General features: G+C 70.1%; 25 protein-coding genes. 23 read left to right on the top strand and 2 right to left on the bottom strand.

All coding sequences use genetic code 11. The annotated features are described in order from the left end of the window. The first annotated feature begins 37 nt into the window (after window positions 1–37). From ACEJ41_RS08295 to ACEJ41_RS08240, 12 genes are all read left to right on the top strand, one after another. The gene (locus ACEJ41_RS08295) at window positions 38–835 is read left to right on the top strand and encodes a serine/threonine protein phosphatase (protein ID WP_374011820.1); all 798 of its coding nucleotides are present in this window, start codon (window positions 38–40) and stop codon (window positions 833–835) included. Between the two features lie 102 nt (window positions 836–937). Further along, window positions 938–1,879, top strand: coding sequence for an ACP S-malonyltransferase (gene fabD / locus ACEJ41_RS08290; RefSeq protein WP_374011819.1), 942 nt, complete (start codon window positions 938–940; stop codon window positions 1,877–1,879). Between the two features lie 59 nt (window positions 1,880–1,938). Next, window positions 1,939–2,685, top strand: coding sequence for a 3-oxoacyl-ACP reductase FabG (gene fabG, locus ACEJ41_RS08285; RefSeq protein ID WP_374011818.1), 747 nt, complete (start codon window positions 1,939–1,941; stop codon window positions 2,683–2,685). A 187-nt stretch (window positions 2,686–2,872) separates the two neighbouring features. Beyond that, window positions 2,873–3,112 (top strand): acyl carrier protein, encoded by a 240-nt coding sequence (gene acpP, locus ACEJ41_RS08280; protein WP_013535667.1) that lies wholly within the window; start codon window positions 2,873–2,875, stop codon window positions 3,110–3,112. 151 nt (window positions 3,113–3,263) lie between these two features. Then, a complete protein-coding gene (fabF, locus tag ACEJ41_RS08275; RefSeq protein ID WP_374011817.1) occupies window positions 3,264–4,502 on the top strand; it encodes a beta-ketoacyl-ACP synthase II in 1,239 nt (412 codons plus the stop codon). 118 nt (window positions 4,503–4,620) lie between these two features. Next, window positions 4,621–5,979, top strand: coding sequence for an aminodeoxychorismate synthase component I (locus ACEJ41_RS08270; protein ID WP_374011816.1), 1,359 nt, complete (start codon window positions 4,621–4,623; stop codon window positions 5,977–5,979). An 88-nt stretch (window positions 5,980–6,067) separates the two neighbouring features. Next, on the top strand, window positions 6,068–7,150 hold the full coding sequence (mltG, locus tag ACEJ41_RS08265) for an endolytic transglycosylase MltG (RefSeq protein ID WP_374011815.1): 1,083 nt from the start codon (window positions 6,068–6,070) through the stop codon (window positions 7,148–7,150). After that, on the top strand, window positions 7,147–7,839 hold the full coding sequence (gene tmk, locus ACEJ41_RS08260) for a dTMP kinase (protein ID WP_374011814.1): 693 nt from the start codon (window positions 7,147–7,149) through the stop codon (window positions 7,837–7,839). Before mltG ends, tmk begins: the two co-directional genes overlap by 4 nt. After that, window positions 7,836–8,876: a DNA polymerase III subunit delta' gene (locus tag ACEJ41_RS08255; RefSeq protein WP_374011813.1), complete on the top strand. Its 1,041-nt coding sequence runs from the start codon at window positions 7,836–7,838 to the stop codon at window positions 8,874–8,876. The genes tmk and ACEJ41_RS08255 overlap by 4 nt, the downstream gene beginning before the upstream one ends. After that, window positions 8,873–9,226, top strand: a complete 354-nt coding sequence (locus tag ACEJ41_RS08250) for a PilZ domain-containing protein (RefSeq protein WP_374011812.1) — start codon at window positions 8,873–8,875, stop codon at window positions 9,224–9,226. The genes ACEJ41_RS08255 and ACEJ41_RS08250 overlap by 4 nt, the downstream gene beginning before the upstream one ends. A gap of 39 nt (window positions 9,227–9,265) precedes the next feature. Further along, a complete protein-coding gene (locus tag ACEJ41_RS08245; protein WP_374011811.1) occupies window positions 9,266–10,330 on the top strand; it encodes a DUF4380 domain-containing protein in 1,065 nt (354 codons plus the stop codon). Next, window positions 10,327–10,677 carry a hypothetical protein gene (locus ACEJ41_RS08240; protein WP_374011810.1) on the top strand — a complete coding sequence of 117 codons (351 nt, stop codon included), beginning with the start codon at window positions 10,327–10,329 and terminating at the stop codon, window positions 10,675–10,677. The genes ACEJ41_RS08245 and ACEJ41_RS08240 overlap by 4 nt, the downstream gene beginning before the upstream one ends. Before the next feature lie 52 nt (window positions 10,678–10,729). Here the strand turns inward: ACEJ41_RS08240 and ACEJ41_RS08235 are convergent, their stop codons facing one another. Next, window positions 10,730–12,814, bottom strand: a complete 2,085-nt coding sequence (locus ACEJ41_RS08235; protein ID WP_374011809.1) for a 3-hydroxyacyl-CoA dehydrogenase NAD-binding domain-containing protein — start codon at window positions 12,812–12,814, stop codon at window positions 10,730–10,732. Window positions 12,815–13,099: 285 nt separating this feature from the next. Between ACEJ41_RS08235 and rpoE the strand changes: the two genes are divergently transcribed. From rpoE to ACEJ41_RS08185, 10 genes are all read left to right on the top strand, one after another. Then, window positions 13,100–13,729 carry an RNA polymerase sigma factor RpoE gene (gene rpoE / locus ACEJ41_RS08230; protein ID WP_374011808.1) on the top strand — a complete coding sequence of 210 codons (630 nt, stop codon included), beginning with the start codon at window positions 13,100–13,102 and terminating at the stop codon, window positions 13,727–13,729. Continuing rightward, window positions 13,726–14,691, top strand: coding sequence for a sigma-E factor negative regulatory protein (locus ACEJ41_RS08225; RefSeq protein ID WP_374011807.1), 966 nt, complete (start codon window positions 13,726–13,728; stop codon window positions 14,689–14,691). The genes rpoE and ACEJ41_RS08225 overlap by 4 nt, the downstream gene beginning before the upstream one ends. Before the next feature lie 167 nt (window positions 14,692–14,858). After that, window positions 14,859–16,376, top strand: a complete 1,518-nt coding sequence (locus tag ACEJ41_RS08220) for a DegQ family serine endoprotease (protein WP_374011806.1) — start codon at window positions 14,859–14,861, stop codon at window positions 16,374–16,376. A 206-nt stretch (window positions 16,377–16,582) separates the two neighbouring features. Then, window positions 16,583–18,379, top strand: coding sequence for a translation elongation factor 4 (gene lepA / locus ACEJ41_RS08215; RefSeq protein WP_374014100.1), 1,797 nt, complete (start codon window positions 16,583–16,585; stop codon window positions 18,377–18,379). Window positions 18,380–18,417: 38 nt separating this feature from the next. Continuing rightward, window positions 18,418–19,218: a signal peptidase I gene (gene lepB, locus ACEJ41_RS08210; protein WP_374011805.1), complete on the top strand. Its 801-nt coding sequence runs from the start codon at window positions 18,418–18,420 to the stop codon at window positions 19,216–19,218. A 26-nt stretch (window positions 19,219–19,244) separates the two neighbouring features. After that, window positions 19,245–19,622, top strand: coding sequence for a DUF4845 domain-containing protein (locus ACEJ41_RS08205; protein ID WP_374011804.1), 378 nt, complete (start codon window positions 19,245–19,247; stop codon window positions 19,620–19,622). Next, the gene (rnc, locus tag ACEJ41_RS08200; RefSeq protein ID WP_374011803.1) at window positions 19,612–20,298 is read left to right on the top strand and encodes a ribonuclease III; all 687 of its coding nucleotides are present in this window, start codon (window positions 19,612–19,614) and stop codon (window positions 20,296–20,298) included. The genes ACEJ41_RS08205 and rnc overlap by 11 nt, the downstream gene beginning before the upstream one ends. Before the next feature lie 10 nt (window positions 20,299–20,308). Then, window positions 20,309–21,253, top strand: coding sequence for a GTPase Era (gene era / locus ACEJ41_RS08195; protein ID WP_374011802.1), 945 nt, complete (start codon window positions 20,309–20,311; stop codon window positions 21,251–21,253). A 31-nt stretch (window positions 21,254–21,284) separates the two neighbouring features. Further along, the gene (gene recO / locus ACEJ41_RS08190; protein ID WP_374011801.1) at window positions 21,285–22,016 is read left to right on the top strand and encodes a DNA repair protein RecO; all 732 of its coding nucleotides are present in this window, start codon (window positions 21,285–21,287) and stop codon (window positions 22,014–22,016) included. Window positions 22,017–22,088: 72 nt separating this feature from the next. After that, complete coding sequence (locus tag ACEJ41_RS08185) at window positions 22,089–22,577, top strand: NUDIX domain-containing protein (RefSeq protein WP_374011800.1); 489 nt, start codon at window positions 22,089–22,091, stop codon at window positions 22,575–22,577. A 338-nt stretch (window positions 22,578–22,915) separates the two neighbouring features. Here the strand turns inward: ACEJ41_RS08185 and ACEJ41_RS08180 are convergent, their stop codons facing one another. Next, the gene (locus ACEJ41_RS08180) at window positions 22,916–23,674 is read right to left on the bottom strand and encodes a 3-hydroxybutyrate dehydrogenase (RefSeq protein WP_374011799.1); all 759 of its coding nucleotides are present in this window, start codon (window positions 23,672–23,674) and stop codon (window positions 22,916–22,918) included. Between the two features lie 178 nt (window positions 23,675–23,852). On the opposite strand from ACEJ41_RS08180, the gene ACEJ41_RS08175 reads away from it, so the two are divergent. Then, a complete protein-coding gene (locus tag ACEJ41_RS08175) occupies window positions 23,853–24,467 on the top strand; it encodes a phosphatidylcholine/phosphatidylserine synthase (RefSeq protein ID WP_374014099.1) in 615 nt (204 codons plus the stop codon). The last annotated feature ends 45 nt before the right edge of the window (window positions 24,468–24,512 follow it).

The raw sequence follows: 24,512 nt of genomic DNA, 5'->3' as shown, positions 1-24,512 counted from the left end.
TCGTCCGCACTTTTTCGCGCGGGTGCAGGGAGAGGCCATGGCCGTACAATCGATGCGTCTGGCCGGGCGCCGGGCCTGGATCAAGCGCTATGGGCAAGGCCGCCGCAGGCTGAGCCTGGGTTCGCTGGACCTGGTGGCGCGCAAGCTCGACCTGCCGGCGCTGCGGCCGCCGCCGCACCATGGCGGCCCGCTGGCCAAGGAAACCGAGCGCCGCCGCATCGCCGAACTGGATGCGCTGGGCGTACGCGTGCCCGAGGTGCTGGGCGAGAACGGGGACACGCTGCTGCTGGGCGACATCGGCGTCACGCTCTCCACGCAGCTGCGTGCGGTGCGTGGCGACCCGCAGGCGACGGACGGCCTGGCCGCCAGGACGATCGCCGCCATCGCCGATGCCCACCGGCGCGGCGCCTACCTGGGGCAGCCGCTGCCGCGCAACATCACCCTGGATGCAGGCGGCGCCATCGGTTTCATCGATTTCGAGGAAGATCCGCTGGAGGTGATGCCGCTGGAGCAGGCGCAGGCACGCGACTGGCTGCTGTTCGCCTTCGGCATGGCCAAGTACTACCACGACCGTCCCGAGGCGTTGGCGCGGATGCTCGGGGAGGTCATGCGCGCCGGGCCGCCGCAGGTGGGCCGGCATGCGCGCCATGTGGGGATGCGGCTGCATGGCATCGCGCGCCTGGCGCGGAAGCTGGGGCGTTCGGCACGCACGTTCGCGCATGCGGTGTTCGTCATCCACGGCGCCACCGCCTGGCTGGCGCTGGCGCTGATGCTGCTGCTGATCGACTGGATCGGCGACGGCGAGCTCGACCTGCTGCAGGCCATCGTCGGGTGAAGGGCGCGGCTCGCCCATCGGGCCATGGGCATACGCCCGGGTACAGACAAACCCGGCGCGTGGCCCGTATCATCGCCGCTCTTTCCCGTACTGCCACAGCGCGTGACCGAACCGACGCTCGCCTTCGTTTTCCCCGGACAGGGTTCCCAGTCCGTGGGCATGCTTGCCGAACTTGCGCAGCTGTACCCGCAGGTCCGCCAGACGTTCGCCGAAGCCTCCGGCGGCGTCGGCGTGGATCTGTGGGTGCTGTCCCAGGATGGTCCGGAAGAGACCCTCAACCGCACCGAATACACCCAGCCGGCGCTGCTGGCCGCAGGCGTGGCGGTGTGGCGCGCGTGGCTGGCGCAGGGTGGCGCGCAACCGGCGATGCTGGCCGGGCACAGCCTGGGCGAGTACTCCGCGCTGGTGGCCGCCGGAGTGCTGTCGCTGCAGGACGGCGCGCGCCTGGTGCGCCTGCGCGGCCAGTTGATGCAGGACGCCGCGCCCGCCGGCAGCGGCGCGATGGCCGCCATCCTCGGCGCCGATGACGCGCTGGTGCAGGAGGCCTGCGAGCAGGCCGCCGATGGCCAGGTGCTGGTTCCGGCCAACTACAACTCGCCCGGGCAGATCGTGATCGGCGGCGACGCGGCGGCCGTGGACCGCGCGCTGGCGCTGCTCACCGAGCGCGGTGTGCGCAAGATGGTCAAGCTGGCGGTGAGCGTGCCCTCGCACACGCCACTGATGCGGGAAGCGGCCGATCGCCTGGCCGAGGCGATGCACGCGCTGGAATGGCATGCGCCGGCGCTGCCGGTGGTGCAGAACGTGGACGCGCGCGCGCACGACGGCGTGGACGCGATCCGCGATGCGCTGGTGCGCCAGCTGTACCTGCCGGTGCAATGGACCGGCTGCGTGCAGGCGCTGGCCGCGCGCGGCGCCACCCGCATCGGCGAGTGCGGTCCAAGCAAGGTGCTGGCCGGCCTGGTCAGGCGCATCGACAAGTCGCTGGACGCGCGTGCGCTGGGTGCGCCCGGCGATTTCCAGTCCGCGCTGGCCGACTGGCGCTGAGTTCCGCACGCGGACCGGCGCCTGGCGCCACCGCCCGAACACATCACACGAGATCGACAATGACCAACCTGCCCCTCACCGGTGAAATCGCGCTGGTCACCGGCGCCAGCCGCGGCATCGGCGCGGCCATTGCCGACGAGCTGGCCGCGCGCGGCGCCACCGTCATCGGCACCGCCACCAGCGACCATGGCGCCGAGGCCATCGGCCAGCGCCTGGCCGCGCACGCCGGCCACGGCCGCCGCCTGGATGTCACCGACCCGGCCGCGGTGGAAGCCTTGATCGATGGCATCGCCAAGGAGTTCGGCGCCATCTCCATCCTGGTCAACAACGCCGGCATCACCCGCGACAACCTGCTGATGCGGATGAAGGAAGAGGACTGGCAGGCGATCCTGGATACCAACCTGAGCAGCGTGTACCGCACCTGCAAGGCGGTGATGCGCGGAATGATGAAGGCGCGCCGCGGCCGCATCGTCAACATCGCCTCGGTGATCGGCGCCACCGGCAATGCCGGCCAGGCCAACTACGCCGCGGCCAAGGCCGGGATCATCGCGTTCAGCAAGTCCCTGGCCAAGGAAATCGGCAGCCGCGGCGTCACCGTCAATGTGGTGGCCCCCGGTTTCATCGACACCGACATGACCCGCGAGCTGCCGGCCGAATCCAGGGAGGCGCTGCTTGGCCAGATCGCCCTGGGCCGCCTGGGCGAACCGGACGACATCGCCCGCGCGGTGGCGTTCCTGGCCGGCCCCGACGCCGGCTACATCACCGGCGAGACGCTGCACGTGAACGGCGGCATGTACATGGCCTGAGGGGCCGGGGCCTGACCCGAGGATTTCAAAGATTTCGTAAGTTTTTGATTCGGCTGCGGTTGCCTGGAGTGCCCGGGCGCCGCGGCTTTTGACTACACTATCCGCCTTGCTGGAAAGTGAAACCCGCACCGACCACAACCCCGTGGCGGTCCGATCGACAACAACTCCGTCTGGAGCAGAGAAACCTATGAGCACCATCGAAGAGCGCGTCAAGAAAATCGTCGTCGAACAGCTCGGCGTGAAGGAAGAGGAAGTCACCAACAGCGCCTCGTTCGTGGACGACCTGGGCGCCGACTCGCTCGATACCGTCGAGCTGGTGATGGCCCTCGAGGAAGAGTTCGAGTGCGAGATCCCGGACGAGGAAGCGGAGAAGATCACCTCGGTCCAGCAGGCGATCGATTACATCAAGGCGCACGTCAAGAGCTGAGGCGCGCCGCAACCGCGGCCGGAACCTCCGGTTTTCGCGGTGCTACATCCAAGGACGGGGCCGCTGCGTGCGGCCCCGCCCGCATCCGGCGGCCGCATCCGCGCCGGTACCAAGCGCAGAAAAACCGATCCGAGACAGTCAGGAGCCGCCAATGAGTCAGCGTCGCGTCGTGGTCACCGGCATGGGCATGGTATCGCCGCTGGGCAACGACCTGGCCAGCAGTTGGGACGGCATCGTCAACGGCCGATCCGGCATCGGCCCGGTTACCAATTTCGACGCCAGCGGGTTCAGCACCCGCATCGCCGGCGAGATCCGTGATTTCGACCCCACCATCTTCGTCCCGCCCAAGGACGCCAAGAAGATGGAGCCGTTCATCCACTACGGCCTGGCCGCCTCGTTCATGGCCCTGGATGATTCCGGGCTGGAGATCGACGAGTCCAATGCCGAGCGCGTCGGTGCGATCATCGGTTCGGGCATCGGCGGCATCCTCGGCATCGAGCAGCAGACCGCCAAGTATCTCGAGGGCGGCGCACGCAAGATCTCGCCGTTCTACGTGCCCAGCACCATCATCAACATGCTGCCGGGCCAGCTCAGCATCATGCGCGGGCTCAAGGGGCCGAACTTCTCGGCCGTGTCGGCCTGCGCAACCTCCAACCATTCCATCGGCACCGCCATGCGCCTGATCCAGCACGGCGACGCCGACGTGATGGTGGCCGGCGGCGCCGAGCGCGGCTCTTCGCCGACATCGATGGGCGGCTTCTGCTCGATGAAGGCCATGTCCACCCGCAACGACGATCCGCAGCGCGCTTCGCGCCCGTGGGACGTCGAGCGCGACGGTTTTGTCCTGGGCGATGGCGCCGGCATCCTGGTGCTTGAGGAATACGAATACGCCAAGGCGCGCGGCGCGCGCATCTACGCCGAACTGCTCGGCTTTGGCGCCAGCGCCGACGCCAGCCACATGACCGCGCCCAGCGAGGATGGCGATGGCGCGGCGCGCTGCATGCTGGCGGCGCTGCGCGACGCCAAGGTCGATCCCTCGCAGGTCGGCTACCTCAACGCGCACGGCACATCGACCCCGCTCGGCGACCTGGCCGAAACCCTGGCGATGAAGCGCGCCTTCGGCGACCACGCCTACCGGCTGATGGTCAGCTCGACCAAGTCGATGACCGGCCACCTGCTCGGCGCTGCCGGCGGCGTGGAGGCGATCTTCTCGGTGCTGGCGATCCACCACGGCATCGTCCCGCCGACCATCAACCTGGCCAACCCGGGCGAAGGCTGCGACCTGGACTACGTGCCCAACGTGGCACGCGAGGCCAAGGTCGACGTCGCCCTGTCCAACGGCTTCGGTTTCGGCGGCACCAACGGCACCCTGGTGTTCGGGCGGGTCTGATTCCCGACCCGCGGGCCGCCGCACGCGGCACCTCCGCTGCCCGTTTCCGCGGCCGCACATCCGCAGCGGACGGGCGCCGCGGCGAAGGCCATACCTTTCTCCGGACCGCGCCGCCGCCATGCTCCATCGCCATCCGCTACCGGCCCACACCGACCTGCTGGCGCTGCACCGGCGGGCGCCGGCCCGCTATCCGCTGTTGCTGGAATCGGTGGCACACGGCACCGCACAGGGGCGCTGGGACCTGCTGCTGGCGGCCGACGGCCACGGCCTGCGGCTGGACGCCGATGGGCTGACCCGCGACCTGGATGGCCAGGTCCAGGCCGGCGCCTTCCTCGATGTGCTGGACGCACATTGGCAGCACGAGCGCGTACCGGCCCGGCAGCGACCCTGGCCATTCGACGGCGGCTGGGCATTGCTGCTGGATTACGAACTGGCCGCACAGGTCGAGCCGGTGCTCGACCTGCCGATGCCGGCCCCCGGCGGACGTCCGCTGGCGCTGGCGCTGCGCTGCCCGGCAGCGGTGCTGCGCGACCGCGACAGCGGTCAGTGCATCGCGCTGGCCGAACCGGCCCACGCCGGGTTGCTGGGCGTGCTGATCGCCGATCTTGAGGCGTCACCCACGCACCCGCCGCTGGCGCCGTGGCAGCCGCCGGTCGCCATCGACGAGGAGCCGCCGCAGCGCTTCCTCCAGGGCGTGGAGCGCATCCTCGACTACCTGGGTGCCGGCGATGTGTTCCAGGTGAACCTCTCGCGTGGCTGGCGCGCGCGCTTCGCCACCGCGCCCGATCCGGCGGCGCTTTACGCGCGCATGCGCCAGGCCAACCCCGCGCCGTTCGCAGGCCTGTTTGCCGGCGATGGCTGGGCGGTGGCCAGTTCCTCGCCGGAGCGGCTGGTGTCGGTGCGCGGGCGCAGCGTTGAAACCCGGCCGATCGCAGGCACCCGCGCCCGCTTCCCCGGCGACGACGAGGCCGCGCGCATCCGCGAGCTGGTCGGCCACCCCAAGGAGCGCGCCGAGCACGTGATGCTGATCGATCTGGAGCGCAACGACCTGGGCCGGGTGTGCACGCCCGGCAGCGTGGAGGTGGACGAACTGATGACGGTGGAAAGCTATGCCCATGTCCACCACATCGTCAGCAACGTGCGCGGCCTGCTACGCGAGGACGCCACGCCCGGGCAGGTGATTGCCGCGGTGTTCCCCGGTGGCACCATCACCGGCTGCCCGAAGGTGCGCTGCATGCAGGTCATAGCCGAGCTGGAGGGCGCGCCGCGCGGCGCCTACACCGGCGCATTCGGCTGGCTCGGCCGCGACGGCGACCTGGACCTCAACATCCTGATCCGCAGTGCCGAGATGAGCGGTTGCGAGGTGACGTTCCGTACCGGCGCCGGAATCGTGATCGACTCGATCCCCGCGCGCGAACTGGACGAAACCCGGGCCAAGGCCCGCGGCCTGCTGCGCGCGCTGGAACCAGGCCAGTGATGCCTGCGCCGTGCATGGCCGCCACGGCGGCGGGTGGCGGCCGGCGCTCGCGGTATCCTGAGCGGCACCGTGACCGGAGATGTGGAACGTGGCAGGCGGATTCAAGCGCGTACTGAAGATCACCGCATTGCTGCTGTGCATGCTGTTGCTGCTGGCCGCAGCAGCAGGCGGCTGGGGCTGGATGCGCTATCAGCGCTTCATCGACGCCCCGGCGTTCGGCACCGATGCCGCCGCCAGCGTGCAGGTTGCATCCGGCGATGGATTCGCCACGGTGCTGCGCAAGCTGCGCCAGGCCGGCGCCGATGCCGGCCACGACCTGGAATGGCGCCTGCTGGCCACGCAGATGGATGCCGCCGGCAAGCTCAAGGTGGGCGAGTACGCACTGGAGCCCGGCATGAGCCCGCGGGTCCTGCTGCAGCGCATGCGCGATGGCAAGGTGATCCACTACCGGTTCACCCTGGTCGAAGGCTGGAACATGCGCCAGGTGCGCGCGGCGCTGGCGGTGGCCGACCCGCTGGAGCACCGCACGTCCGGCCTGGATGACGCCGCGCTGATGTCCACGCTTGGCCATCCCGGCCAGCATCCGGAAGGCCGCTTCCTGCCCGAGACCTACCTCTACCAGCGTGGCGACAGCGACCTGGACGTGCTGCGCCGCGCCCATGCGGCGATGGAACAGGCATTGGCCCAGGCCTGGGAAGCGCGTGCGGCGGACACCCCGCTGACCTCGCCCGAGCAGGCGTTGATCCTGGCCTCGATCGTGGAGAAGGAAACCGGGCAGGCGCACGAGCGCGCGCAGATCGCCGGCGTGTTCTCGCGGCGACTGCGCAAGGGCATGTTGCTGCAGACCGACCCGACCGTGATCTACGGCATCGGCAGCGCCTACGACGGCAACATCCGCCGCCATCACCTGACCACCGACACGCCCTACAACACCTACACCCGCGCCGGGCTGCCGCCCACGCCGATCGCCATGCCCGGGCGCGCCGCCCTGAATGCCGCGGTCAACCCGGCCGATGGCGATGCGCTGTTCTTCGTCTCGCGCAACGATGGCTCCCACATCTTTTCCGCCACCTATGCCGAGCACAACGCGGCGGTGGACTGTTACCAGCGCCGTCGAAACTGCCCGGCCGACATCGCCGAACGCGGCGCCGCCGCAGGAGATCGCCAGTGACCGGCACCGCGGCGCCACCGCGGCATCCGCGCCTGATCACCCTGGAAGGAGGCGAGGGCGCGGGCAAGAGCACCGCACTGGCCTCGCTGCGCGAACTGCTGGTGCAGCGCGGCCACGAAGTGGTGCTGACCCGCGAGCCCGGCGGTACCGTGGCGGCCGAGCGCATCCGCGCGCTGTTGCTGGGCACCCGCGACACCCTCGGCGGCGAAGCCGGGATCGAGCCACTGGCCGCCGAAGCCGAACTGCTGCTGATGTTCGCCGCGCGCGTGCAGCACGTGCAGCATGTGATCCGCCCGGCGCTGCGCCGCGGCGCCTTCGTGGTCAGCGACCGCTTCACCGATTCCAGCTACGCCTACCAGGGCGATGGTCGCGGTCTGGATCCGCAGTGGATCGCCGATCTGGAACGGCGTGCGGTCGGCCTGCGCCCGGGCCTGACCCTGCTGCTGGACCTGGATGTGCGCGAGGGCCGCGCACGCACCAGCGGCCGCGACCTTTGGCCCGACCGGATCGAGAGCGAGCAGGACGATTTCTTCGAGCGGGTGCGGCTGGGCTTCCGCCGTCGTGCGCAGGCCGAGCCGCAGCGGTTCCGCCTGGTCGATGCCGCGCAGTCGCCGGCCGCGGTGGGCGAGGCGGTTGCAGCGGCGGTGGCCGCGCACCTGGCCACGCTGACGGATGCGGACCTGGCATGAACACCGCGCACTTCGCGCCGTGGCAGCAACGCGCCTACCAGCAGGCGCTCGCCGCGCTGGACGCCGGGCGCCTGGCGCATGGCCTGCTGGTGTGCGGGCCGGAGGGGCTGGGCAAGCGCGACCTGGTCGAGGCGCTGGCCCAGTACGTGCTGTGTCGTGAACGCGTGCCGCAGGTCGGGCCCTGCGGGCACTGCCGCAGTTGTCGCCTGTTCGGCGCACGCTCGCAGCGCGATCCGCTGGAGGTGCGCCCGGATGGTTCGCCGGCGCAACCGCACGGACACAGTGCCCACCCGGACCTGATCCTGGTCGGCTACGAGTGGCGGCTCAAGCCGACCCCGGCGCGGATGCGTACCGAAATCGTGATCGACCAGATGCGCGCATTGTCCGAGCGGCTGGAAGTGTCGTCCGATTCCGGCGCCCGGGTGGCCATCATCGAGCCGGCAGACGCGGTCAACTACAACGCGTGGAACGCCATCCTCAAGACTCTGGAGGAGCCCTTGCCCGGGCGCTACCTGTGGCTGGTGGCGTCCAACCCGGCGCGGCTGCCGGCGACCATCCGCAGCCGTTGCCAGCGCCTGGAGCTGCGCCTGCCGCCAGGCGGGGAGGCGCTGGCCTGGTTGCAAGGGCGCGGACATGACGCGGCCACCGCCGCCGAAGCGCTGGAGGCCGCGCGCGGGCATCCGGGCCTGGCCGATGCATGGCTGCGTGGCGATGGCCTGTCGCTGCGGCGCGCGGTCGCCGGCGACCTGGAGGCGATTGCCGCCGGCCGTGCCGATCCCCTGGAAGCCGCCCAGCGCTGGAGCGCCGACGCGCGCGCTGACGAACGCCTGCGTCATGCCGCCGAGTACGCACTGGCCCGGGGCCGCGAAGCCGGCTTGACCGATCCGGCCCGATTGCACAAGCTGGCGGGGTGGTTCGACACGGCCAACCGTACCCGTGAGCTGTTGCGCAGCACGGTGCGCGCGGACCTGGTGATGGCCGATCTGTTGCTGGCCTGGCGCGACGATGCGCGGGCAGGGGGAGGGGAGAGACGATGAGTGCTGCAAGCGGGCGCCAGGGCATCCTGTCGCTGGCGGTCAAGGACAAGGCCGCGCTGTACAACGCCTATATGCCGTACATCAAGCATGGCGGCATCTTCGTGCCCACGCCCAAGCGCTACTTCCTGGGCGACGAGGTGTTCCTGCTGCTGACCCTGCCTGATTCGAGCGACCGCCTGCCGATCGCCGGCAAGGTGGTGTGGGTGACCCCGGCCGGTGCGCAGGGCAACCGCACTGCCGGCATCGGCGTGCAGTTCCCCGAAGGCGGCGACGGTGAAGCGGTGAAGAACCGGGTCGAAACCCTGCTGGCCGGCACGCTCAACGCGGACAAGCCGACCCAGACCATGTGAACGGCCGGGCCCGGCCCGGCACAACCTGCGGAGGACGCCATGCGCGCTGCGCCGAACCTGATCGCCGGCCTGCTGGCCGCATGCCTGTTGGCCCCGCTGCCGGGCCACGCCACCGAGATTGCCGCCGGGGATTCACCGGCCCGGGTTGTCCTGCAAAGCGAGACGCTCGACGTGCAGGTCTCGCCGCGGCTGGGCGGACGGGTGCTGCACCTGTCGTTGCGCGACCAGCCCAACCTGCTCAAGGTCGGCGAGGCGGTCACCAGCCAGCCCGATCCCGAAGTGGATGCCAACGCCGACAACATCGCCTACTTCGGCCACGAAGTGTGGACCGGCCCGCAAGCCGACTGGTGGCGCTCCCAGAACCTCAACGCCGCCCGCCGCAAGGCCGGTGCGCAATGGCCGCCGGATCCGTGGCTTGCCCACGCGCCAGCCCGGGTGCTGGCGCATGAGGACGCGCGCCTGGTGGTGGAGAGCGCGGCCAGCCCGGTCAGCGGTGTGCAGCTCACCCAGACCATTTCCATCCCGCCGCAGCGCGCCGACACGGTCGAACTGGCGGTGGAGATGCGCAATGTGCGCAAGCAGCCGGTCGCGCGCGACATCTGGTTCAACACCCGGGTGCTGCCGGAGACGCGGGTGTACGTGCCCGTGGCCGCCGATGGCAGCGGCGTGCGCGTGCGTTCCGATACCGGCGATGGGTATGACGGCCTGCTCAGCACCGTGGCCGATGGCCTGTTCTCGCTGGAACTGGCGCCGCCGGGCGAAGGCCTGCACGGGCGGCGCGGCAAGGTCTTCATCCAGCCGAGTGCTGGCTGGATGGTCGCCTTTGCCTCCGGGCAGGCGTTCCTGATCCATTTCGAACACCAGCCGCTGGAGCGGATCCATCCCGACCAGGGCCAGATCGAGCTGTACCTGGACTGGCAGCCGCAGCAGGCCGACACGGGGCTGATGGAACTGGAGGTCCACGCGCCCTACGTGACGCTGGAGCCGGGTGCATCGGTCACCGCACGCGAGTGGTGGGTGGTGCGCCGCTACGACGGCCCGGACCGGCGCGACGCGCAGGTCGCGTTCCTGCAACGCATGCTGGACGAGGCGGGCGTGGAATGAGCCTGCCGCCGGGCACGGTGCCGCCGGCAGTGCGCGCCCCGGTCGCCGCGCCGCGGCAGACACTCTGGCGATGGGTGGGCGGCGTCCACGTGGTGGCGGTGGCTGCCCTGTGCGTGGCGGCTGTCGTGATCGGCGCCGAACGCTGCGAGGGGTTCGCCTGCATGGTGGCCGCGGCCATCTGGCTGGCCTGGGCCGGTGCCAGCGTGCTGGTCATGGGTGTGGGTGCCCTGGCCTGGTGGCGGCTGCGGCGCGGGCCCTGGGCACTGCTGGTTGCCGGCGCGCTCGCGGTGCAGGCCCTGACGGCGCTCTGGCTGGCCGCAGCGTGGCTGGCCAGCCGGGCCGCTTAGCTGGCGCCGGGAGCGTGGCCGTGCCGGCAGCGGCCCGGGCCGCTGCCGCCGGTCAGTCTGGCGGCTGGCGCAGCAGCGGGTTGTCCCAGCCCGGGCGCGGGGCGAAGCGCTCGCCGTGGCGCGCCTGCAGGGTACGCAGGCGTTCGAGCAGCGCATCGGCACCGGTGGCGCGGATGTGCTGGATCGGACCGCCGCGGAACGGCGCGAAACCGGTGCCGAAGATCACCCCCGCATCGAGCAGGTCGGCATCGGCGACCACGCCGTCATGCAGGCAGGCCACCGCCTCGTTGAGCAGCGGCAGGACCAGGCGGTCTTCAAGGTCCGCCGGCACCTGGTAGCCGGCCGGCACCTCCGGCTTGACCGCCCTGCTGCCCTTGTCGGTCTTCTCCCACTGGTACAGGCCATGGCCGTCCTTCTTGCCGCGCCTTCCGGGCTCCGCCTGGGCCAGCGCCTCCGGCAACGGCAGGCCAAGGAACGGCGACAGCTCGGCACCCACGCCGCGGGCCACGTCCAGGCCGACGGTGTCGATCAGTTCGATCGGCCCCATCGGCATGCCGAAGGCCACCGCGGTCTTGTCGATCACCGCGCCCGGGATGCCCTCGGCAAGGGCCGCGGCCGCCTCCAGCATGTACGGGAACAGCACCCGGTTGACCAGGAACCCGGGCGTGCCGGCCACCGGCACCGGGAACTTGTCCAGCGCCTTGCAGAAGCCGGCCAGGCGCTGGGTCACCGAGTCGTCCAGGCCATCGTGGTGGACGATCTCCACCAGCGGCATCGACGCGACCGGGTTGAAGTAGTGCAGCCCGGCGAACTGCGCCGGACGCGCCAGGTGCAGGCGCAGTTCGTCGAGCGGGATGGACGAGGTGTTGGTGGCCAGCACCGCGTCGGGTTTCATCGCCGGCTCCAGCGCCTGGTACAGCGCGCGCTTGGCCTGCGGGTCCTCGATGATCGCCTCGATCACCAGGTCGGCCTGGGCAACGCCATCGCCGGCCAGGTCCGATTTGAGCCGCGCGGCCACCGTCGCGCGCGCGGCTTCGTCCTTCACCTTCCGGGCGAACAGTTCCTGCGCGCGCGCCATGGCCGCATCGATGAAGCGCTGCTCGCGATCCTGCAGGGTCACCTCGAAGCCCTTGTATGCCGCCCAGGCGGCGATGTCGCCGCCCATCACCCCGGCACCGGCCACGTGCACCCGGGCCAGGGCCGGCCCGCTGTCGTGCTTGCCGGCCAGGCCCTTCAGGCGCTCGGTGAGGAAGAAGATGCGGATCAGGTTGCGGGCGGTCGGTGTGCCGGCCAGCTTGACCACCGCGCGGCGCTCGGCGTCCAGGCGCGCCTGGATGCCGCGGCCTCCGGCGCTTTGCCAGGTGGACACCAGCGCATACGGTGCCGGGTAGTGGTCCTTCTTCGCCTTGCGCGCGACCTGCCTGACCATCTGCGGCGCCAGCACCTGGCGCGCCAGCCAGGTGTTGCTGGCCCAGCCCTTGAAGCGCTGGCCCAGCGGCCGCGACAGGCCCTTCAGCGCCAGCGCGGCGGCCGCATCCTCCAGCAGCGCCGCTTCGACGGTCCGGTCGACCAGGCCGATCGCGCGCGCCGCCGAGGCCGAGAGCGTGCGCCCGGTCAGCATCATGTCCATCGCCGCCGGGGCGCCGACCAGGCGCGGCAGGCGCGCGCTGCCGCCCCAGCCCGGGAAGATGCCCAGGCGGGTCTCGGGCAGGCCGATCCTGGTGGAGCGGTCGTTTGACGCGACGCGATAGTCGCAGGCCAGCGCCAGTTCGGTGCCGCCACCCATGCAGAAGCCATGGATCGCAGCGGCAGTGGGGCAGGGCAATTCGGCTACCTTCTGGAACACGGCCTGGCCGCGGCGGATGGCGTCGTCCACCGTGCCCTTGCGGTCGAATTCCTGGAATTCCTTCAGGTCCGCGCCGGCGATGAACCCCGACGGCTTGGCCGAGCGGAACACCACCGCGGCCGGCGGATCGATGGCCAGGCGCTCGACGATGTCGTCAAGCTCGATCAGGACATCCTGCGAGAGCGCGTTGACGGGGGCGTCCTGGCGGTCCAGTGCCAGCACCACGACGCCGTCCTCGCGGCGGGTGGCTTGCCAGTGGCTGAATCGGAGTCCGTCGAAACCTGCGAGCATGCGTGAACCATCCGGTCGTGTACGGCGAGCGGCTATCATCCCGAGCTTGTTTCCACCGCGTCAAATCCCATACATGGGTGTGCGGGTGCGTGACCGGCGACATGCGCGATCGTGCCCGTGTCACGGTTAAGGTTCTGCAAGGATGCAACCACCGTCGTGCCAGGGCAGGCACAGGCCTGCGACCCATCCAATACCGGAGCGGCCCGCGCCAGGCCGCTGAACTTTCCCGGGCAACGGCGGTCACAGGGCACGGCCACGGCCGAGCTGACAGGAGTGCGGCCCGGCATGGCCGATGCAATGCAGAAGGATTCACCCCAGGAGCTGGACCTCGAGCTGGTGCGCCGCGTGCAGCGTGGCGACAGCACGGCGTTCGACCTGCTGGTGCGCAAGTACCAGCACCGGATCGTCGGGCTGATCGGGCGTTACATCGCCGACTGGAGCGAGTGCCAGGATGTTGCCCAGGACACCTTCGTGCGTGCCTATCGCGCGATCGGGAATTTCCGCGGCGACGCCCAGTTCTATACGTGGTTGCACCGGATTGCCGTGAACACCGCCAAGAACCACCTGGTCGCCAACAACCGTCGCCCGCCGCTGGGTGACATCGACATCGCCGACGCCGAGCAGTACGACGTCGGCATCCGCCTGCGCGACACCGACACCCCCGAGCGCGAAGCCATGCGCGAGGAACTGGAGCGCACGGTCATGCAGGCCGTCGAGGCATTGCCTGAAGAACTCCGGACCGCCATCACCCTGCGCGAGGTGGACGGCTTGAGCTACGAGGAGATCGCGCAGAAGATGCAGTGTCCGATCGGCACGGTGCGTTCGCGGATCTTCCGCGCACGTGAAGCCATCGATGCCGAACTTCGTCCGCTGCTCGATGTCCAAAGTGCTACCCGCGAGCGGAGCCGTCCATGAGCCAAGATTCCTCCAATCCCGATCCAGGCACCGACAAGCTCGAACTCCATCATCGGCAGCAGCTGTCTGCACTGGTGGATGGCGCGCTGGTGCCTGACCAGGCGCGCTTCCTGCTGCGCCGGCTGCAGCACGACCGCGAACTGGCCGGCTGCTACGAGCGCTGGCAGCTGAGTGGCCAGGTGCTGCGCGGCCAGTTCCAGTGCCTGGCCGCGCCGGACTTCGGTGCGCGCGTGGCCGCTGCAATCCAAGACGAGGCCAGTGCCGCACCGGTGGTGCATGCCGCCGCCGGTGGCCGCAATGCGTGGACCCGGTGGGGCGGTGGTGCCGCCGCACTGGCTGCCTCGGTGGCCGCGGTGGCGCTGCTGGTAAGCCGTCCGCAGGCGCCGCTGCCGGATGCCCCGGCCACGGCGCCGTCAGTGCTGGCGGCCAGGCCGGCGCCGGTGGATGCCGCGCCAGAGGTACCGGCCGTGGCGGCCATGCCCGCCGTGCCTGCGCACGTCGAGGCGCCGGTTGCCGCCGAGCCGGCGGCCGCGCTGGCCGCGGTCGCGCCGGCGCCCAGCGTGCGTGCCCGACCCCGCAGCCAGCGTCCGCAAGCGGTGGTGCGCGAGCCGCTGCCGGTGGCGACGATGCATCCTGTCGCCCGCACCACGATCACGGCGACGGCGACGGCAGCCGATGCCGGTCCTGCCGGCAACCCTGACGGGCGGCCGCACACCGACCTCGCCCGGGTGGCGGCATCGGCCACGGCCGATGCGCACGAGCCTTTCGCCTCCGTGCCGCCGGATGCGCGGCCGTGGCCGCGCGCGGCGTTGCCGCAGCAGGCCAGCGGCGCGTATACCGCCAGCTTCGGTGGCGAGAGCACCGCCACGCGCACCTTCTATCCGTTCGAGCCGCGGCTGCCCGCGGCGGGAGAGGATGCATCCGCGCGCGCGCCGTCTCCGGCCTGGGATGCTCCGCGCTGATCCTGGCGCGGGCCGGTGCCTGTGTGCTCGATCCACGCGCATGTGATCCTGCGCGTTCCATCCGGTTGCGCTGCTGGCGGCTTTGTCGTCGCGCCCTGCGCTGGCCGGCCGTTCCAAGCGCGATTCCCCCGCACGATTCCCCCGCACGATACGAGGTCCCCTACCTGATGAATCCACGTGTCCGCAATCGCCTGTTCGCCGCTCTTGTCCTGACCGTCCCGCTGGTGGCCTGCGCCCGTGATCCGCAGCCGGCCACCACGGCAGCGGCCGCCGCCGTGCCCGCCGTGGCCGCGCAGACCGTGCCGGCCGTGCCGCTGGTCACCGGCCTGCCCGATTTCACCCGCCTGGTCGAACAGGTGGCGCCGGGCGTGGTCAACATCGAGGCGCGCACCAGCCCGCGCGCGCCTGCGCGCGGCGCCATGCCCGACGAGCAGCAGGTCCCGGAGATTTTCCGACGCTTCTTCGGCCCGGGCTTCGGCATGCCGGGGCCATCGCCCGATGCCATGCCCGGGCGCTCGCTGGGTTCGGGCTTCCTGATCGGCGACGGTTACGTGCTCACCAACCACCATGTGGTCGATGGCGCCGACACCATCACCGTGCGTCTGGACGACCGCCGCGAGTTCGCCGCCACCCTGGTCGGCAGCGACGAGGGCTACGACGTGGCGGTGCTTAAGGTCGAGGCCAGGGACCTGCCGAGCCTGCGCCTGGGCGACTCCTCGACGCTCAAGCAGGGCCAGTGGGTGGTGGCGATCGGCTCGCCGCTGGGCCTGGAGCAGTCGGTCACGGCCGGCATCGTCAGTGCGCTGGGCCGCAGTGGCGGGCGCGGCCAGCAGTACGTGCCCTTCATCCAGACCGACGTGGCGATCAACCGCGGCAACTCCGGCGGCCCGCTGCTCAACACGGCCGGCGAGGTGGTGGGCATCAACTCGCAGATCCTGAGCAATTCCGGCGGTTACATGGGCGTGAGCTTCGCCATCCCGATCGACCTGGCGATGAGCGCGGTGGCGCAGATCAAGACCTCGGGCAAGGTCAGTCGCGGCATGCTCGGGGTGACCATCGAACCGGTGGATGCGATCAAGGCAAAGGCCCTGGGCCTGGACAGCAGCCGTGGCGCCCTGGTCAACAACGTCGAGGGCGGCAGCGCGGCGGCCAAGGGCGGCATCGAGATCGGCGACGTGATCGTGTCGATCAACGGCCAGCCGGTGAACAGCCACGCCGACCTCCCGCCGATGGTGGGCATGCTGCCCCCGGGCACCAAGGCCAGGATCGGCGTGGTCCGCGACGGCAAGTCGCGCGAAGTGAACGTGACCCTGGATGCACTCACCTCGGATGTGCAGCGCCTGGCCAGCGGCCCGGCGGCCGGCAGCAGTGCTGGTGCGGCGGCCGAACCGCTGGCACTGATCGGCCTGCGCGTGGCCGACCTTGACGCGGCCGCGCGCCGCCAGCTTGGCCTGGAGGCCAACGAGGGCGTGCGCATCATCGGCGTGGACAGTGCCGAGGCCCGCGAAGCAGGCCTGCGCCCGGGCATGGTGATCCTCAGGGTGGGGCGCACGCCGGTGTCCAGCGTGGCCATGCTCGAGCGCGAGCTGCGGGGCGTGGGCAAGGGCGAGGTGGCGATGTTGCTGGTGCGCAACCCGTCTGGTGCCACCAGTTTCGTTGCCCTTGCCGTGGGCGCCGGGGACTGAACCGGGTCAGGTGGCCGGCACCCTGCCGGCCACTTCGCCAGGGGTGGATAGGCGGCGGCGGCCGGCCTGGCTGCCGCCGGCTGCGCCCGGAGCGATGGCCCGGGCTCCCGCAGCAGGTGCGGGGCCGGTGAAGACTGCCGCGGCATGCGATAATCCGCGGCTGTCCGACGACGGTCCCGCCGCCGCTCCCCATGTCTTCCGATTCCATGCGGTCCATCCGCAACTTCTCCATCATCGCCCACGTCGACCACGGCAAGTCGACGCTTGCCGACCGCATCATCCAGCTGTGCGGCGGGCTGACCGCGCGCGAGATGGAAGCCCAGGTCCTCGACAACAACCCGATCGAGCGCGAGCGCGGCATCACCATCAAGGCACAGTCGGTGTCGGTGCCCTATACCGCGCGCAACGGCCAGACCTACCACCTCAACTTCATCGACACCCCCGGCCACGTCGACTTCAGCTATGAAGTCAGCCGCTCGCTGGCCGCCTGCGAAGGCGCGCTGCTGGTGGTCGATGCCGCCCAGGGCGTGGAGGCGCAGTCGGTCGCCAACTGCTACACCGCGGTCGAGCAGGGCCTGGAAGTGGTGCCGGTGCTCAACAAGATCGACCTGCCCACCGCCGACATCGAGCGGGCCAAGGCCGAGATCGAGGCGGTGATCGGCATCGACGCCAGCGAGGCGGTCGCGGTCAGCGCCAAGACCGGGCTCAACGTGGAGGAGGTGCTGGAAGCGATCGTGCACCGCATCCCGCCGCCGCAGCCGCGCGACACCGACAAGCTGCAGGCGCTGATCATCGACTCTTGGTTCGACAACTACCTGGGCGTGGTCTCGCTGGTGCGTGTCATGCAGGGCGAGATCAAGGCCGGTGCCAAGATGCTGGTGATGTCCACCGGCCGCACCCACCAGGTCGACAAGGTCGGCGTGTTCACCCCCAAGCGCAAGGAAACCGCGGCGCTGCGCGCCGGCGAGGTGGGCTGGATCAACGCCTCGATCAAGGACGTGCACGGCGCGCCGGTGGGCGACACCCTGACCCTTGCCGGCGATCCGGCGCCGCACCCGCTACCGGGCTTCCAGGAGATGCAGCCGCGGGTGTTCTCGGGCCTGTTCCCGGTCGACGCCGACGACTACCCGGACCTGCGCGAGGCGCTGGAAAAGCTGCGCCTCAACGACGCCGCGCTGCGCTTCGAGCCGGAAAGCTCGGAGGCCATGGGCTTCGGTTTCCGCTGCGGGTTCCTGGGCATGCTGCACATGGAGATCGTGCAGGAGCGCCTGGAGCGCGAGTACGACCTCAACCTGATCAGCACCGCGCCCACCGTGGTCTACGAGGTGCTGCGCACCGACGGCGAGGTGATGCCGCTGGACAACCCGGCCAAGCTGCCGCAGGCCAACCTTGTCCAGGAAGTGCGCGAGCCGATCATCCGCGCCAACATCCTCACCCCGCCGGATTACGTGGGCAACGTGATCACCCTGTGCGAGGAGAAGCGCGGCAGCCAGATCGCGATCCAGTACCTGGGCAGCCAGGTGCAGATCAGCTACGAGCTGCCGATGGCCGAGGTGGTGCTGGATTTCTTCGACAAGCTCAAGTCGGTGTCGCGCGGCTACGCCTCGCTCGACTACCACTTCGTGCGCTTCGAGGCCGGTCCGTTCGTGCGCGTGGACACGCTGATCAACGGCGACAAGGTCGACGCGCTGTCGATCATCGTCCACCGCAGCCATGCAGACCGGCGCGGGCGCGAACTGACCGACAAGATGAGGGAGCTGATCCCGCGGCAGCAGTTCGACGTCGCGATCCAGGCCGCGATCGGTTCGCAGATCATTGCCCGCAGCTCGGTCAAGGCACTGCGCAAGAACGTGCTGGCCAAGTGCTACGGCGGCGACATCAGCCGCAAGAAGAAGCTCCTGGAAAAGCAGAAGGAAGGCAAGAAGCGCATGAAGCAGGTGGGCAGGGTCGAGATCCCGCAGGAGGCCTTCCTGGCCGTGTTGAGCACCAGCCGTGATTCCTGAGGCCGTGACCGGCCAACAGCCGCTGCAGGGGAGTACCTATGAAATGGTTTGAGATCGGGCTGGTCACCTTGACCTTCGCCACCGGCATCATCTGGCTGCTGGACAAGCTGTTCTTCGCACGTCGCCGCGCCGCGCGCGGCGGGCTGCTGGACGACGAGCCGGTGGTGGTGGACTACTCGCGCGCGTTCTTCCCGGTGCTGGCGGTGGTGCTGGTGCTGCGCAGCTTCATCGCCGAGCCCTACAAGATCCCGTCCAGCTCGATGATGCCCAACCTGCTGATCGGGGACTTCATCCTGGTCAACAAGTTCGCCTACGGCCTGCGCCTGCCGGTGACCAACCGCAAGTTCGTGGCGCTGGGCGAGCCGGCGCGCGGCGACGTGGCGGTGTTCAAGCCGCCGCACGATCCGGACCAGAACTGGATCAAGCGCGTGATCGGCCTGCCGGGCGACCGCATCGGGTTCCACGGCGACACCTTGTACGTCAACGGCGAAGCGGTGCAATACCGCGCCATCGGCCCCTACACCGGCACCGGGCGCGGCGCGGAGATGACCGGCGCCACCCTGCTGGTGGAGGACCTGCCCGGGCGCAGCCACCAGGTACTGGAGTGGATCGACCGCGCCAACCCCTCGGGGCAGGGTGACTGGACCGTCCCGGACGGCCACTATTTCGTCATGGGCGACAATCGTGATAATAGCGAGGACAGCCGGTTCTGGATGCAGACCAATTTCTTGCCCGAGGAGAACCTCCGCGGCAAGGCGTTCCTGATCTGGCTGAACTGTGAAGGCTGGTTCTGCAAGGGCAGTTTCGATCCGTCGCGGATCGGGACTTCGATCAAGTAGGCGCAACACAGCGAAGGGGAATGGCAATGAAGCGCAAGCAAGGCGGTCTGAGCCTGGTGGGTTTCCTGATGGTGCTGGCGGTGGTCGGTTTTGCCGCATACATCGGCATGAAGCTGTTCCCGATGTACCAGGAGTACTACTCGGTACGCACGGCAATGAAGAGCCTGGCCAGCGAGCCGGGCGTGGCCGACATGGACCCGTCCAAGGTCCAGGACCTGTTCTTCCGTCGCCTGTACATCAACTACTCCGAGAACGTGAAGCCGCAGAACGTCAAGTTCGAACGCACCGACGGCGGCTGGCGGATGAAGGTGAACTACGAGGTGCGCAAGCCGCTGGTGGGCAACCTGGACGTGGTCGGGCGTTTCGGCACCACCCAGGACCTGACCCGGCGCGGTGCCAACTGACCGCACCATCGTCCGCGACCGGATCGGCCATTGCTTCGCCGATCCGTCGCTGCTGGCGCAGGCGCTGACCCACCGCAGCGCCGGCGCGCCGCACAACGAACGCCTGGAGTTCCTTGGCGATGGCGTGGTCAACCTGATCGCCGCCGAGGCGCTGTACGCGCGCTGGCCCAAGGCCGACGAGGGCGTGCTCACCCGTGCCCGCGCCGAACTCGTTCGCGAGGCTTCGCTGGCGGCCATCGCCCGTACCCTGGAACTGGGCGAGCGCCTGACCCTGGGCCCGGGTGAGTTGAAGACCGGCGGTTTCCGCCGCGACTCCATCCTGGCCGATGCACTGGAGGCGGTGGTGGCGGCGATCTACCTGGACGCCGGCTACGAGGCCTGCCGCGGCGTGGTGCTGCCGTGGTTCGAGCAGGCCCTGGCCGCGCTGCCCGTCGGCAAGCCGGAGAAGGACGCCAAGACCCGCGTGCAGGAGTGGCTGCAGGCGCGGCAGCGGCCCTTGCCGAGCTACGAGCTGGTCTCCGAAGGGGGCGAGGAACACGCCAAGCTCTTCCTGGTCCGGTGTACCCTGAGCGACCCCGTGCTCAGCGCCGAAGGGCAGGGTACCTCGCGACGGCTCGCCGAACAGGCCGCCGCCGCCGCGGTGCTCGCGCTCCTGGCGCAAAGCGCACAGCCATGAGCGGCAGCGAGTGACTCCCGAGCACGACCCCAATCCCGATCCTTCCTCCCACCGCAGCGGCAGCGTTGCCGTCGTCGGCCGGCCCAACGTGGGCAAGTCCACCCTGGTCAACGCCCTGGTCGGGGCCAAGGTCAGCATCGTTTCCAGCCGGCCGCAGACCACCCGCCACCGGTTGCTGGGCATCGCCACGGTGGATGGCGGGCAGATCCTGCTGGTGGATACGCCGGGCCTGCACCGCGAGCAGGGCAAGTTCAAGGCCTCGGCGATGAGCCGGGTGATGAACCGTGCCGCACGCAGCGCGGTCGATGACGTGGACGCGGCCTTGCTGGTGGTCGAGGCGGGCCGCTGGGACGAGGAGGACAGCCACGCCTACCGCGTGCTGCACGATGCCGGCATCCCGGTGCTGCTGGTCGTCAACAAGGTCGACAGGATCAAGGACAAGAGCACGCTGCTGCCGTTCCTGGCCCAGGTCTGCGATGGCCGCGAATTTGCCGCGGTGCATCCGCTGTCGGCGCTCAAGCGCAAGGGCCTGGAAGCGCTGGTCGCCGACATCCTGGCCCGGTTGCCGCATGCGCCGCCGGCCTACGAGGAAGACGAGATCACCGATCGTAGCCAGCGCTTCCTGGCCGGCGAGCTGGTGCGCGAACAACTCATGCGCCAGCTCGGCGACGAGTTGCCGTATGCGGCCACCGTGGAGATCGAGCGCTTCGCCGTGGACAGCACCCAGAAGCAGGGCCCGTTGCTGCGCATCGGCGCGGTGATCTGGGTCGAGCGCGAAGGCCAGAAGCCGATCGTCATCGGCAAGGGCGGCGCGCGCCTGCGCGACATCGGCAGCAAGGCGCGGCAACAGATGGAGCGGCTGTTCGGCTGCAAGGTGTTCCTGGAGACCTGGGTGCGTGTGCGCGAGGGCTGGTCCGACGACGAGTCGGCGCTGAAAGCCTTCGGGTATGAGTAGCGGCGCCGGGAACCGGGTGCCAGCCTGAGCCATGCGGATCGAAGGCGAGACCGGCTTCGTCCTCCATGCCCGGCCATGGCGCGAAACCAGTCTGTTGGTTGAAGTCCTCAGCGCCGGCCACGGCCGCCTGGGCCTGGTCGCACGCGGGGTGCAGTCGCCCAGGAGGCAACCGCTGCGCGCCGCGCTGCAGCCGCTGCAGCACATCCGTTTCGACGCGGTACTGGTCGGCGAGCTGGCGCAATTGCGCGCGGCCGAGTCGCTGGACGCGGCCCCGCGCCTGGCCGGCGAGGCGCACCTGGCCGGGTTCTACCTCAACGAACTTGTGATGCGGCTGGCCCCGCGCCAGGACCCGCTGCCCGAGCTGGCGGCTGCTTACGCCCGTACCCGCGAGCGCCTGCGTGCCTGTCAGCCACTGGCCTGGACCCTGCGACGCTTCGAGCGCGATCTGCTGGATGCACTCGGGGTGGGCTTCGAGTTGCATTGCGATGGCGACGGCGCCGCCATCGACCCGGCCGCCCGCTACCGGCTGGACCCCGAGCACGGCCCGCGTCGCCTGCACAGTGATCGCGGCCAGGCCGAACGCAGCGCCGCGGCCACCGGCAGCGCATTGCTGGCACTGGCCGCCGACACCCGTCCCGATGGTGCCGACCTGGCCAGCCTGCGGCTGCCGCTGCGCGCGGTGCTGGCGCACCACCTGGGGCCGCGCGGGCTGAAGTCCTGGGAACTGGCCGCTGCACTGGGCCGGCTGCAGGCACAGCCCTGAGCGGGTACCGGCATGCGCTCGGGTAGCGGCCGCGGCCGGTAGAATGCGCGGGCTTTCCGTGCAGGATCGGCCATGCCGTATACCCCCATCGTCGCCACCCTGGGCTACGTGCTCTCGCCCGACCGCCGCCAGGTGTTGATGATCCACCGCAACGCGCGCGCCGGTGACCAGCACCTGGGCAAGTACAACGGCCTGGGCGGCAAGATCGAACGCGACGAGGACGTGGTGGCGGGCATGCGCCGCGAGATCCGCGAGGAGGCCGGAATCGAATGCGCGGCCATGCGCCTGCGTGGAACGGTGAGCTGGCCCGGCTTCGGCAAGCAGGGCGAGGACTGGCTGGGCTTCGTGTTCGTGGTCGATGCGTTCGAGGGCACGCCGCTGCAGCGCAACCCGGAAGGCACGCTGGAGTGGGTGGAGGTGGATCGCATCCTGGAGTTGCCGCTCTGGGAAGGCGACCGCCACTTCCTGCCGCTGGTGTTCGATGCCGATCCGCGCGCGTTCCATGGCGTCATGCCGTACCGCGATGGCCGCATGCAGTCCTGGGCGTTCTCGCGCCTGTGAGCGCATGGGTTGTCCACACCGGGTGTGGATGATCGTGGGGCAAGGTTGTGGATAACCGCGCGTTCGCCTTGCGTGCCAAGGCTGTCAAGATGGATGGCCAATTTTTGGCCAGGCGCGCGTGGATGATGCGGCGATTGCGCACACGGGCGCGCACAAGTGTGATACGCGCCGGTGGGCCGTTGCCGCGCGTCGCACGCGCCAGTGGATCACCCGGGTTGATGGACACCTCCTGTAGGAGCCGGTCTTGCCGGCGACCGCGGCATGCAGGCCGGTCGCCGGCAAGGCCGGCTCCTACAGGGTGGCAGCCGATGTCCGTGAACGGTGCGGTGCCGATGCCGCTATTGCACGGTCCAGCCACCGTCCAGGACCAGGGTCTGCCCGGTGATGTTGCGCGCCGCCGGCGAGATCAGGAATGCGGTCGTGCCGGCAAGTTCGTCGTAGCCGATGAACACGCCCTTGGGCATCGGCTTGAGCATCACCTGCGACACCACGTCTGATTCGGAGATGCCGCGGGTGCGTGCCTGGTCGGCGATCTGGCGGTCCACCAGCGGGGTTTTCACGTAGCTGGGGCAGATGGTGTTGATGGTGATGTCGGCATCGGCCGTCTCCAGCGCCATGACCTTGGAGAAGCCGACCAGGCCGTGCTTGGCGGCCACGTAGGCGCTCTTGTAAGGGCTGGCGACCAGCGCATGGATGCTGCCGATGTTGACGATGCGGCCGAAGCCGCGTTCGCGCATGCCCGGCAGCACCGCGCGGGTCAGGCGGGCCACGCCCACCAGCATCACCTGCACCAGGAAGTCCCACTTGGCTGGCGGAAATTCCTCCAGCGGGCTGACGTGCTGCAGGCCGGCATTGTTGACCAGCACGTCGACCGGACGGCTGATCGCCGCCAGCGCGTCGGCCACGCTGTCGTCGCAGGTCACGTCCAGGGCGACGGCTTCGGCCGAGCCGCCGGTGTCGCGGATAGCGGCGGCCACCGCGACGGCGGCGGCGTGGTCCAGGTCGCTGATGACCAGGTGGTGGCCGGCGTCGGCCAGTTCGCGGGCGATGCCGGCGCCGATGCCGCTGGCTGCGCCGGTGACGAGGATGCTGCGCATGGGAAAGACCGTAGGGGGGGGCGCAACTACTCTAGCAACCCAGGCCAGGGCCCGCCGGTGCCGGCAGGCTGGCCGGCGTCGGCGTCGGGCTGCCGGCGTGCGCGCAGCCGGCCGCATCCACCGCGCGTCGACGCGGGCCGCGGGTATGCTGGCCGACATCACCGCACCGGGCGCCCGCATGACCCGCCACTTCTCGATGTTGCGCCAGTTCCGGTTGGCCGACTGGTTCACCCTGGGCAATGCGTTCTGCGGCACCGGCGCGATCTTCGCGGCGATGCGCTTCCTGCAGGACGGGCGCAGCGGCGACCTGCTGCTGGGCATGGCCTTGATTCCGCTGGCCTTCGTGTTCGACGCCCTGGACGGACGGGTGGCGCGCTGGCGCAAGTCCGCCTCCACCCTGGGGCGCGAGCTGGATTCGCTGGCCGACGTGATCTCCTTCGGCGTGGCGCCGGCGGCGCTGGCATACGCCTGTGGCATGCAGGGCGGCTGGGACTGGCTGGTGCTGTCGTATTTCGTCGGCTGCGGGGTGAGCCGGCTGGCGCGCTACAACGTGACTGCCGAACAGATGTCCGGCGGTGGCGACAAGGTGACCCACTTCGAGGGCACGCCCATCCCCACCAGCCTGGCCCTGGTGGTGTTGCTGGCGGTGGCGGCGGGCCTGGGCCGCATCGGCGATGCGCTGTGGTGGGGCCAGTGGCAATTGGGCCCGTGGCAACTGCATCCGCTGGTGCTGCTGTTCGCGCTGTCGGGCTCGCTGATGATCAGCAAGACCCTGCGCATCCCCAAGCCCTGAGCGCCGGCCGGCGGGGGCGCTGGTAGAATCCCGGGCATACCGGAG

The sequence above is a fragment of the Pseudoxanthomonas koreensis genome (genome assembly GCF_041890415.1).
Lineage (GTDB): Bacteria > Pseudomonadota > Gammaproteobacteria > Xanthomonadales > Xanthomonadaceae > Pseudoxanthomonas > Pseudoxanthomonas koreensis_A.
Note: the sequence above shows the minus strand (reverse complement) of the source record. Positions and strands in the feature narration are given on the sequence as shown.